General features: G+C 30.6%; 8 protein-coding genes. 5 read left to right on the forward strand and 3 right to left on the reverse strand.

Annotation, left to right across the window (positions count from 1 at the left end; genetic code table 11):
• Nucleotides 1-146 precede the first annotated feature (146 nt).
• The gene (locus KPL37_RS11970; protein WP_216149635.1) at nt 147-1514 is read left to right on the forward strand and encodes an amino acid permease; all 1368 of its coding nucleotides are present in this window, start codon (nt 147-149) and stop codon (nt 1512-1514) included.
• Between the two features lie 53 nt (nt 1515-1567).
• On the opposite strand, the gene KPL37_RS11975 is transcribed toward KPL37_RS11970, so the two are convergent.
• Nucleotides 1568-2212, reverse strand: coding sequence for a cytidylate kinase-like family protein (locus KPL37_RS11975; protein ID WP_216149637.1), 645 nt, complete (start codon nt 2210-2212; stop codon nt 1568-1570).
• A 335-nt stretch (nt 2213-2547) separates the two neighbouring features.
• Here KPL37_RS11975 and KPL37_RS11980 point away from each other — a divergent pair, with 335 nt between their 5' ends.
• A complete protein-coding gene (locus tag KPL37_RS11980) occupies nt 2548-3045 on the forward strand; it encodes a cupin domain-containing protein (RefSeq protein ID WP_216149639.1) in 498 nt (165 codons plus the stop codon).
• Nucleotides 3046-3233: 188 nt separating this feature from the next.
• Here the strand turns inward: KPL37_RS11980 and KPL37_RS11985 are convergent, their stop codons facing one another.
• A complete protein-coding gene (locus KPL37_RS11985) occupies nt 3234-7745 on the reverse strand; it encodes an AAA domain-containing protein (RefSeq protein WP_216149641.1) in 4512 nt (1503 codons plus the stop codon).
• 299 nt (nt 7746-8044) lie between these two features.
• Here KPL37_RS11985 and KPL37_RS11990 point away from each other — a divergent pair, with 299 nt between their 5' ends.
• The 3 genes from KPL37_RS11990 to KPL37_RS12000 all read left to right on the forward strand — a co-directional run bounded on the left by KPL37_RS11990 (nt 8045) and on the right by KPL37_RS12000 (nt 11368).
• Complete coding sequence (locus tag KPL37_RS11990; RefSeq protein ID WP_216149643.1) at nt 8045-8845, forward strand: acetoacetate decarboxylase family protein; 801 nt, start codon at nt 8045-8047, stop codon at nt 8843-8845.
• Between the two features lie 23 nt (nt 8846-8868).
• Nucleotides 8869-9642 carry an SDR family NAD(P)-dependent oxidoreductase gene (locus KPL37_RS11995; RefSeq protein WP_216149645.1) on the forward strand — a complete coding sequence of 258 codons (774 nt, stop codon included), beginning with the start codon at nt 8869-8871 and terminating at the stop codon, nt 9640-9642.
• A 178-nt stretch (nt 9643-9820) separates the two neighbouring features.
• Complete coding sequence (locus KPL37_RS12000) at nt 9821-11368, forward strand: PucR family transcriptional regulator (RefSeq protein ID WP_216149647.1); 1548 nt, start codon at nt 9821-9823, stop codon at nt 11366-11368.
• Between the two features lie 204 nt (nt 11369-11572).
• On the opposite strand, the gene nfsB is transcribed toward KPL37_RS12000, so the two are convergent.
• A complete protein-coding gene (gene nfsB, locus KPL37_RS12005; protein ID WP_216149649.1) occupies nt 11573-12226 on the reverse strand; it encodes an oxygen-insensitive NAD(P)H nitroreductase in 654 nt (217 codons plus the stop codon).
• Nucleotides 12227-12244: the final 18 nt, after the last annotated feature.

Raw genomic sequence — 12244 nt, forward strand, 5'->3', positions numbered from 1 at the left:
TAAACACCTTTACTATGTATTGCAATGTATATTACAAACTTTACTGTGATTTCATTTTTAGAGTATAATAGGAAATAGTCTTTCTCTATTTTAAATATACAAGAGGATGAGAATTTTAAAATAAACTTTATTAAGGAGAATATATTATGAGTACCACTGATAAAGAGTTAAATCCAGGCAAACTAAATAGAAATTTAAAAAACAGACATATTCAAATGATTGCACTCGGAGGTGCTATCGGAACCGGCCTTTTCTACGGGTCTGGTACTACTATTAAAATGGCTGGACCAGCAATTTCACTAGCTTATGTTATTGGCGGAATTATCATTTACTTGATTATGCGTGGACTTGGAGAAATGTCTGTTCATAATCCTGTATCTGGTTCATTTAGTTATTATGCAAATGAATATTGGGGAGAATTCGCAGGATTTTTTTCAGGTTGGAACTATTGGTTTAATTATATAGTTGTAAGCATGGCTGAATTGTCGGTGGTTGGTATCTATGTAAATTATTGGTTTCCAAACATACCAATATGGCTTTCAAGTGCTATCTTTTTAGTAGTAATTACATTAATTAATGTTGCAAGTGTTCGCGCATATGGTGAAATTGAATTTTGGTTTACAATTATTAAAGTTGCAGCAATTATTTTAATGATTGTTTTTGGTATATTTATTGTATTGTTTGGAATAGGAAATCATGGAGCAGCTACTGGCATAAGTAATCTTTGGACACATGGAGGATTCATGCCAAATGGAATCTGGGGTGTTCTCACTTCACTAGTAGTTGTTGTATTTTCTTTTGGTGGAGTTGAACTAATAGGCATCACTGCTGGAGAGGCTGATAATCCGTCGATTACTATACCTAAGGCAATAAATCAAGTTGTATATAGAATACTTATATTCTATGTAGGCGCATTATTGATTTTGATGTGTCTTTACCCTTGGAATATGGTAGGTACACAAGGCAGCCCATTCGTATTGATTTTTTCTAAAATGGGTATATCAAGTGCTGCTACAATTTTAAATTTTGTAGTTTTAACAGCTGCACTTTCAGCTTATAACAGCGGCCTATACAGTAATGGTCGTATGCTTTACAGTCTCGCGCTTCAGGGAAATGCTCCAAAAATGCTAGCAAGAGTAAGCAAACGAGGTACTCCATATGTAGGAATACTTGTTTCCTCATTATTTACAGCAATAGCAGTTATATTAAATTTTCTAGTACCAGGTAAGGTATTTCTATATTTAATATCAATTGCAACTATCGCAGGAATACTCAACTGGACAATGATAATGGTTACTCAAATTAAATTCAGAAATAAAATTGGTCCTATCGAAGCCCAAAAACTTGAATTTAAGCTTCCATTCTTCCCTTATTCAAACTATATTTGTATAGCCTTTATGGCTATGATTGTAGTACTTATGGCTTTTTTACCTGATTTTGTATATGCTTTATATTTGTGTCCGGCTTGGGTTATAATATTGTATATTGCTTATAAGATAAAAAAAAGGCTGTAAATATTTAATTCACTAAAAAAGAAGGTTAAAATAACCTTCTTTTTTAAACTACATTATTTGGCTTTTAATAATTCATCGCCAAACCTTTCTTTCAGATACTCCATTATTAAGGCTTCACTTTTTTCCATTCCCAATCCACTTGTATTTATTGACAAATCATACCTGCACGCATTGTACATATCTGTTTCTGTAAACACCTTGTAATATTTTAATCTTTGCTTATCAATTTTTTCGTTTAAGTATTGTGCTTCATCTCCTGATATATTATACGATTCCCGAGTGCGTTTTTTACGATAATCCACATCAGCATGCAAAAAAATGCTTACATGTCTAGGATGGTTGCGAAGAATATAAGATGCTGCTCTTCCTATTACTACTGCTGACTTTTCATTAGCAACTTTTATAATAACATTTGACTCTGCTTTATGTGCTTTATCATCTGTAATTATTTCTACGTCTGAAAAAGATGCAAGGTTACCATGTTCAGAATATGACAATATATTTTTCCATATGCCATCTTGCTTCTCATCATATGATTCCAGCTCTTCAACAGAAGTCTTCAAGTTTTTTGCTGCTTCTCTCACTATCTCATCATCATAATATGAAAATTTCAACTTTTCACTTAGTCTTTCACCAATTTCTTTTCCACCGCTTCCACTCTGACGATCGATTGTTATTATAATATTTGATTTATTCATATTTATCCCCTCTCGCATGTAAGAATTAATTAATATAAATATACCACAATTGGAATATGCTGTACAATATTATAAATATAACTGCCCCCATCTAATAAACATTTAGAACAACTTCTTAATGAAGTCAATTTCTATGTCCTTACATACATACTTGATAAACTGCTGAATCTTTCTTCTACATTAGGTAGTAAAACACATATTTAATTCTAGTTTTGTTTGTTATGTATTGCTTACTAATTGATTCAAATAAATTAATATGATACAATATATGCATTATTTATATTTAAACAATTATAATTCATAGACAATATATTTTTATGAGAAGGAGACAAATTATGTACTCATCACAATACTTTATTGACACATTAAATATGCAGCCTCATCCTGAAGGTGGTTTTTTCAAAAGTAGCTTTGACTCTTCTGAAAACATTAGTTCAAATGAATTAAGAACAAAATTTGATGGTGAAAGAATACTTTGGACTAGTATTTATTTTTTATTAAGAGATGGAGAAATTTCAAGTTTTCATAGATTAAAATCAGATGAAATGTGGTACTATCATTCAGGTTCTCCTCTTTCAATATATATGATAAGTCCAAAGGGAGAACTTGTTACTAGGCAACTAGGTCTTAATATAAAAAATGGAGAAGTTCCACAATTTCTAGTACCTAAAAATTATATCTTTGGTTCTGCTATGAATAACTCAGGTTACTCTCTTGTTGGCTGTATGGTATGCCCTGGGTTTGACTTTAAAGACTTTGAAATATTTGAAAGAGCTGCTCTTTTAAATAAGTACCCACAATATAAAGATATAATAATTAAGCTTACACAATAGATATTGCTTGCTCTTACTACGTAACATTAAATCTAAAATTAAAAGCCATGTAATGGATATTTATTCCATCACATGGCTGGTTTTCACCATATATTACATCAAGCAAAGCATAGGCATTCTGATAGTACTTTCTATTTTTCTCCTTCTTCTGGAACAATACAAATAAATTCTAATTTACTAAATTTTTATCACTGCGTAACATCACATATCCACAAATCTCTTATCTCATCTGCCCTAACAATAATTCTTTCCTTAAGTCCACATTTCTCCTGGGTTAATTCATCTAATTTTTCATTAGGGTATATTTCAAGATCATTCAATTTACGAATTACATTCTCCATGGTAGCATCTTCGCCGCTAAAGAATTCACTCCCACGAATCCTAATAAACCGCCATCCAAGCCTTTCAAGAATTCCTTGACGATTCATATCCTCTTCTAATTTATCTTCACCATGCCACTGTTCACCATCACATTCAATTGCTACTTTTTTATTTTTATAAATGGCAACCATATCTATTCTAAACGAACCAACTTCCCATTGTGGTGAAATATTATATCCTCTTTCAATAAGATATTTCATCACTCTCTTTTCAAACTCTGATTCTGCCTTTAATACATTTTTTTCAAAGTCAATTTGTCTTGATTTATAATCTTTGCAATATTCGATTAACCCTTTTCTAATATCACCACTCTTTAAATCATTATCTGAATCCATAGAATAAACAAGCCAAAGCTGATCTTTCGCACGACTTACTGCAACATTATATCTTTTTTTATACAAATTATCAGTTCCATATGAGTTTAATCTCATAGGGCCTTCACCAGCATTTGCATCAACCATTGATAAAAAAATAATATCTCGCTCATCGCCTTGAAAATTTGCTGGATTACCGCATAATATATCTCTTTTATCGTACTCAATTGGTGCCATTTTACTCTGCAATAACCTATCTATAAGTGTTGCTTGCTTTTCTCCTCTTAAAGTTATTACTCCAAATGTTTTACCTTTATACTCTTCATTTTCACAGCAAGCTAATATTAAAGATACTACCGCTTCAATCTCTTTTTGATTTGTTTTCTTATCAGATATAGCATCCCGAACTCTATATGTTATTATTGGTGGTTTTGTTTTAACCTCGCTAGTTTCCCTAAGTGCTTTTATTTGACCATTGTAAGATAAAATATTAGAATACTCAATAATTTCTGGTACACATCTAAAATGTTCCTTTAATCTAACTGGTTGATATCCTGATGCTTGTGCAAGATCATATATTGAAAATTTACCTGAGTATAGGAAATGATTGGGCATGTCATATAAATATTCTTTGACCAGTCTTTCCATTTCTTCAGTCTTTTCTCCAATAGCCAGTGGGCTAACCTGTTCATTATCACCAACTATAATTACTTGTTTACCTAAATATAGCGCAACTAATGCCATAACATCAGCCTGACTTGCTTCATCTATAATAACAACATCAAATTTATTTTCCTTTGGATTAAAGTTTTCTACCACTTTGTTTAATGGCATAATCCAAACTGGAACTGCACTCTGGCACTGGGGCATTAGCTTCCTTGCTTCTGCTTTTAATCTCTCGGTATTTTTACCTTTTCCCGCACCTATCTTTCTTATTAATTGTCTCCAACCCTCAATTGCTTGTATTTGTTTTTTATTATTGTTGAATTCATCCAATTTATATAACCATGCTTTGTTAAATGCTAACTCTGCTGTATTATTTTTAAATGATTCTTCTAAAAAAGCTATGCTCTGCTGAACCTCATCTATAGACATTTTATTTCTATAGTTAATCTCTTCTACAAATTGACAATATAGCCAAGCCTCTTTAATATTAGTCGGAGCTTTGGCTTTTCCAAATTCACCTTGTCTTTCTGTAATTTCATGTGCAAAGGCAGGCGCAGTTATCGCTAGTTTATGTAATAACTCCCTTCTTCTTTCAATATACTTGCCGAGTTCCTTTATTGCTTTTATCGACTCATAACACTCGTTGTATAAATCTACATCTTCATTTATTACAGCTGTTTGTAATCCATTAATTATTTTACTATTATAATTTTTAGAAAATTCATTAACGACATTCTCAATTTTCTTTTTATTATTGTTTATTTCATTGTATTGTATTCTATATATTTGTGCCTCTATAATTTCTATTAATTTTTTACCAAGGTCTAACTTTATATGTCTAAGATTACTAAATTTATTACTAGACAGATCAGGTTTACTTTTTAATCTCTCAAGTTTTATACCACATGAATCTATATCCTTAATTATTGGATTCCATTTTTTTTCATACCAATTTATATTGTCTTCAATTATTAAGCAATATTTTTTGCAGGTTAACTCAAAATTATCTCCCATATCATCAACTTGCTCTGCACCTAAAACTGCAATTTGTCTATTCCATCTATTCTTCAATTTTCCCCTTGCCACAATTAACCTACGATAATTATTTAATGCTTTAAATTCATTCGTTTTAGTCGGAACATTACCATTCACTCTACAAGCATTTATAAAATTCTTTAATGGCTTATTCAAAAATAAATTTACCCTTGTAATCTTTCCACCATTTTCAAGTTTCTCAATTATAGATTTTAATAGAATATCTACATCACTACCGAGCTCTATATCAATAAACTGAGGATTATATGTTAGTATACTTTCTGAGCAATCAATAGATAGTTTGTAAGTTACGTTAATTTCATCTATTAATAAACTCCAACTATTTTTTAAGGTGTCTTCTTTAGCCGACTGAATAGTTTCTAATACCCAAGGAGTATTTATATCTATACTCACTAATGCTCCATTTATTCTGTCCCGAGTGGCGTTAAGCTGAGATATCGTATATTTAACCGCTACTTCACTATTCCAGTATTCTAGGCCACTTGATAATTTTTCACTGCTAAAAGTATTCTTCTGACTTATTATTTCATTAAATTCAATTGGCGTTATTAATTCACTTAGATTAGGCAATTTATTATCGTATTCTTTTTCCTCTTCTAAGTTTATTTTAATGTTGCTAGAATATACCTCGCTAATTTCCTCGCAACTTAATGATAAACTTTTACCTAAAATTATAGGGGTAGGCATCCAAGCTGCATCACTTCTATGCTTATTAATATACTTTGCAGCGTCAATTGGTTTATATTCTTCCCCAGAAACAATAATCGCTCTATATTCGTTAATTCTTGCATTCTTCAAATCCATCTTAAGATTATTTAATTTATCAATAATTTCTTTTCTTTCTTTTCCTAAACTATCAACCTTCAATTTTAAATCGCTGGGTTCTAATGTAGACCTATTTTCATTAATAACATCTAAGCTATTCTCCATTTCACGTCTACCTTCTGTAGTAGCTAATAAACTTAGACATAATGATTGTAGCTCCTCTACCACCTTTTCCTTTAAAACGGATAAAGCCTTTTCACTGTAACTGGTAATTAATATACTCTTGCCTTGTGATAATAAGTGACCCACCATATTAGCAATTGTATGAGTTTTTCCTGTACCTGGAGGTCCTTGAACTAAAACTGCTCCATTTCTCTCTAGGTGCTTTGCTACTGCTAATTGTTCTGCATTAGCTGGCTTTGTTAATAAAATATCTTCATCTATTCCATTCACACTTAAAAAATTATTTTCAGGCTTGTTACTTTGCTCTTGTACCTTTAGATTATCATTTTCAATTCCAACTATATCACATAAAAAACCTGGTACTAATTCTGCATTACCAATGTCTTCTATTATTGAATCTATAGCTACAGCAAACCCAAGGTTTCTTTTCCGTGCAAACAATACAGGTCTCCTATAAATTTGCGGATAATTTCTTGCCTTTTCATATTCCTCTAAATTTTCTAAAAATTTTCCGTCTGATGCTAGTGCATGTGAAAGTCTAGTTAAAAATGAATTGCTTTCAGAGATCTCATAAGGTGTAAATTGACTAGTTTCAAACTCTTCATATATGCTTGATAATAGCTCATAATTAGACTCGGTTATATTACTAAATATACTCTTATATAGCTCTGGTCCTCTTTCCTGCGATATATTAATTTTAAACTGTGGTATATTTGCATCAAACACTAAATTTACAGTCTGCAATAATATCGGATGGTTTATTTCTTTATTTCCGCAGTAACTTAAAATACCATCACCTAGAACTAATTCTAAAGCTTCTGCTTCCTTCTTTAAAATTGAATAAAGTGAGTACAATTCATTGTACACAGCATCAGCTTTTCTTGCAATGCTCTCTTCCTGAGCCCATTTCGATCTTAATTCTTTCCATATATTAAGTAGATCTAATCGATCCTTATCTTCTTCTAAACTTATTGTTACAAGCTTACTCTCTTCATTATTATCAGCATCTAGCTCATATTCGATTTTCTCTATGTATTTCTTTACTTGAGCTTCTTTACTTATATCATTCCAGCCTTTTTCTAACCAATCTTTAATTTCTTCTGGTGGAAGAGGGCATTCTCTTAATTTTGGTTTATCAATACTAAATAGAGTTTCACTATCATAGTTAAAATTATATATATTATTTTTTATTGTTTCATGTTCTGGAATACTATCCATCCATTTTATCCATTGTTGGTTATTCACATCCACCATTACTGGATTCTTTATATTATTAAATTGTTTTAAAAATTCAAATAACTTAATTACTTTCTTTTTCTCTGAACTATCCATCATTCTCCACTGCCCCTTACATCGATTTTACTTAATACACAACTAATTTATCTATACATTTCAATTAACTATCTCTTATATCTATTCTATATTGTACCTTATATTCCGACTTAATCCCATATTAATTATATTATTAATTAATACTATAGTGCATTACGCACAATGATTACACTGATTTTTATGTCTTTCTAATATATTAAACTTAAGGCTTAATATGTTATATTGTTGATAGTTACTTATGGAGATGTTATATAAGAGAAATAAAACAGCTTCTAAATATAAAATACAGGGAGGTACTATTAATGAATAGTTTTATAAAAGATCCAAAAGATATAAAAAAATACAGTAGTAAACCTACAACTTTTTACGATGCTGAAACACTAGCAGTTTATTGGGAAACAAAACCTGAGATTATTGCGCGTATACTTCCAGCACCACTAAAACCTGCTAAAAGACCTTTGGTACAGGCTTTTGTAGCTAATTATCCTAAAACCAATTTTTGCCCAGCATACAAGGAAGCAGCTTTATTGGTGCTAGCTGATTTTAATGGTAAACTTGGGACCTATTGCCTTGCAATGCCTATAAGTGATGGCATGGCTATGGGACTTGGAAGAGAAATTTATGGCTTTCCAAAGAAAATGGCAGACATTGAACTTAAGAAGGATGGAGACAGCGTTTACGGAAGTGTATCTAGAAATGGAATAAACTTCTTTAATATAAATGCAAATCTTGATGGTAAATTTAATGCTAAAGATGGACAAGAAATACTTAAAGATAGTTATGGAAATGGATTACCTGTATTCAACTTCAAATATTCTAAATCACCAGATGGCAATGGATTTGATTTAAACCCACTACTTGTAGAGCAAGGGGTAACTGAGGATACCAAAGTTCATAAGACAGGTAATTTCGAAATGAATTTAAAAGACTCTCCACACGATCCATGGGCAGAATTAGAAGTTGTAAAGATGTTAGGTTGTGATTACACTGTAGGAACTAAAGTTCTGTTAAGAGGTTCAGTTTTGGCAGAAGTAGACCCAATGGGATTTTTACCTTACTCAGCTTCAAAATGGGATTGGTGGGAAGATACTCTAGTAAAATAATATAAAAAAGGAGGATTTTTATTATGAATAATTTATTTGATTTAACAGGTAAAGTTGCAGTTGTAACAGGAGCTTCTAGCGGAATAGGTATGGAAATGGCTAAAGCTTTTGCTTCACAAGGTGCAGATGTAGCAATAATTGCGAGAAGATATGATAGACTTGAACTTTTAGCTAAAGAAATTGAATCTATGGGCAGAAAATCACTTGCTGTAAAATGCGACGTTACAAAAGAAGAAGAAGTAAAGAGTGCTGTAACTACTATTTTAGATAAGTTCGGTAAAATAGATATACTACTTAATAATGCTGGAGTAGCTTCGTCAGGCTCAGTAGAAAATATAGAAGAAGCAGAGTGGGATAGAGTTATAGATACAAACGTTAAGGGTATGTTTTTAATGTCAAAACACGTTGTAAAACATATGAAAGAAAGAAAATACGGCAAAATTATTAACACAGCTTCAATCTGTGGATTAATTGGTAGTATAGGAAAATCTGCTCCGCTTCATGCTTATAATGCTTCGAAGGGTGCAGTAATTAATTTAACAAGAGGTATGGGCGCAACATTTGCTCAGTATGGTATAACTGTTAATGCAATTGGACCAAGCCTTTTCAAGACTGAAATGACTGAAAGATCATTAGGTAATGAAAGTTTTTTAAATATGTATAATTCAATATGTCCTGCTGGAAGACTTGGAAAACCAGGCGAATTAAATGGCGCAGCTATTTACTTTGCTTCAGATGCTTCTAGTTATACAACAGGTCAAACCTTATTTGTTGATGGTGGATGGACATCAATTTAAAAATATAGCTATACTAAATTAAGAAGATGATTTCTGAATCAACAGAAATCATCTTTTTTAATCCCATTTGTTCAAAGTAAATGTTGAAAGATAGTGTTTTATAAATATTATTGATGTACAATTAAAACATATACACATTATACTATCGATAATGTGATTGTGTGATGAGGTGAATATCATGAGTGTTAGCTTTAATAATATTAGCAAACAGTTTTTTAAAAATTCAATTAATATTCACTTAAATGGTGAAACTAACATTTTATTTAATGATGCAAAATTACTTGCTAGTAATCAAAGCGTCTTTTTTAAAGATACAATCTATGTAGGAAACACTTCCACTTTTGCAAAATTGCTAACTAACTTCAAAGAAAATACTTTTGTGTTAATTAATGATAATAAAATGTGTTTTTCGAATTTGACTTCCTATGGACTGAATATAATTGAACTAAAAAGTTCTGAGGATATATTTGAAATATTTAATAAAACAAGTGACTTATTTAAAGAGAATACCATTGAAAATCAAAATACTTCTGTATTATTAAAATCAGCTTTTTCTGGAAAAGGAATTGATGGGATAATTGAGGTTGCAGCATCTTTATTAAATAATCCTTTGATTTTTGTAGATTCCAACTATAAAGTACTTGCTCATTCAGATATTAAATACATTACAGACCCTCTATGGCTAGAAAATTTAAAAAATAGATACTGTACCTATGACTTTATAGCAGGAGCAAAAAAACTAAAAAGTGTACAAAAATCTATTAAAGAAGATCATGTATTTGAAGTAATGACTAATTCTAGTACCTGCCTTGCGCTTTTATCAAGAGTTGTTATTGATGGAAAGCATATTGGTACCATAATATTACTTGCATGTAGAAAATCTTATTCTATAGCAGACAAGGATCTTTTATCGTTAACAAGCAAAATTTTTGGTGAGGAAATGAAAAAAAATAATCTTTATAGAAATGCTGATAATTTGGCTTATTCAGAATTGATCTACGATGTGCTTAATGACAAAATTAGTAGTAGTAAAGTGTTAAAAGATCGTATGAAAAGCGCGGACATAATATTAAGTGAGACACTTGCTTCATTTGCCATAGATATTTCAAAATATAAATTCATAAAAAAATATCATAACTATTTAAATGATAATTTGAGCTTATATTTCCCTATAAGCAATACTGTTTATTATAAGGACTGCGTTATAATTATCTGTGATTATGATAAATTTAATGTTACCACAAAGAAATTTGATGATTTCAAAATATTTTTAAAAGATAATGCACTAAAGGCTGGGATGAGTAAATGTTTTACAGACGTGTTGTCATTTAAAAAATATTATAAGCAGTGCTTAAGCGCATTAAAAATTGGAGAAGTTATTGCTCCTGAAAATTCATGTACTTTATATTCCGATATTCAATTTTATGACCTGATTTCTTTAACCTGTAATCAAATTGATTACCGTGAATTTTACCATCCATCCTTAGTTAAACTTATGCAATATGACAATAAAAACAACTCTGATTTATTCAACACACTTTATATATATTTAAAAAACAATCAACATTTATTAAAATCTTCAAGCGAACTATTTATTCATAGAAATACAATGAGTTATAGAATTAAAAAAATTTTTCAATTAGTAGATATAGATCTCTCTTGTAGTGAAACTGTTTTTAACCTTATGCTTTCATATAAAATTATAGCTTATTTGAAATTGTTTTAAAAAATGTATGACGCCTCAAATGTTTACATAAATCGGATGTGTCAGCAGACTGCTTGCTTTGAAATGATTAAAGAGCCAACTAAGATAAAATCTCAGTGGGCTCTTTTGTATAACTCATTTATTTTAAAAAAACTGTTTCAATATGTGATATCACATTAGTTAAATCTATCTCTTTTAGGATAGACATTGCAAATTCTTTATCTATTAGATGATAGTAATGATTTCATCCTCTTTTAATCTAGATTTAGGTAATTCAGCGTTAAAATCATTATCACTGCGATAACCTAATCCGACAATAGTAATTGCTGTATATCCTTTTTTACGCAAACCTAACTCTTCATCTAAAACTTTTGCATCAAAACCTTCCATTGGTACAGCATCAATGCCAAGAGCTGCAACCCCTAATAAAAAACTACCAATATTTAAATATACTTGTTTATCCATCCACGCTTGTAAATCTTTCTCATCCTCACGATGTATATTTACAAATTTAGAACGTCCCATATGTTGGTTATTTTTAAATTCTTTCTCAGTAAAACGACCATCAGCATCCTCTTTTTCTAATACATGAAGTAAATATTCTTCATCCATATCAATTCTTGAACAAAATACAACAACTTGAGGTGCATCTACCACTTTAGCTTCATTAAAATTAAAAAAACCTTGAGTGCTTTTACTAATTTGCTTTTTACCTTCATCTGTATTTGCAATTACAAAATGCCATGGTTGACAATTAACACTAGATGCACTAAGTCTTAAAAGCGCCTTAATTTTGATGGAATCCTCATCAGAAATTTTCTTTGTAGAATCAAACTCCTTTACAGAATAACGTTTGTTTAAAATTTCAATTAAGTTCATATTCTTTTCCCCCTCTTA

This window comes from Clostridium frigoris, from assembly GCF_018861865.1.
Classification (GTDB): domain Bacteria; phylum Bacillota; class Clostridia; order Clostridiales; family Clostridiaceae; genus Clostridium_AD; species Clostridium_AD frigoris.

Coding starts and splice junctions, on each gene's coding strand:
- KPL37_RS11970 (WP_216149635.1), top strand. CDS start 147: ATGAGTACCACTGATAAAGAGTTAAATCCAGGCAAACTAAATAGAAAT.
- KPL37_RS11975 (WP_216149637.1), bottom strand. CDS start 2,212: ATGAATAAATCAAATATTATAATAACAATCGATCGTCAGAGTGGAAGC.
- KPL37_RS11980 (WP_216149639.1), top strand. CDS start 2,548: ATGTACTCATCACAATACTTTATTGACACATTAAATATGCAGCCTCAT.
- KPL37_RS11985 (WP_216149641.1), bottom strand. CDS start 7,745: ATGATGGATAGTTCAGAGAAAAAGAAAGTAATTAAGTTATTTGAATTT.
- KPL37_RS11990 (WP_216149643.1), top strand. CDS start 8,045: ATGAATAGTTTTATAAAAGATCCAAAAGATATAAAAAAATACAGTAGT.
- KPL37_RS11995 (WP_216149645.1), top strand. CDS start 8,869: ATGAATAATTTATTTGATTTAACAGGTAAAGTTGCAGTTGTAACAGGA.
- KPL37_RS12000 (WP_216149647.1), top strand. CDS start 9,821: ATGAGTGTTAGCTTTAATAATATTAGCAAACAGTTTTTTAAAAATTCA.
- nfsB (WP_216149649.1), bottom strand. CDS start 12,226: ATGAACTTAATTGAAATTTTAAACAAACGTTATTCTGTAAAGGAGTTT.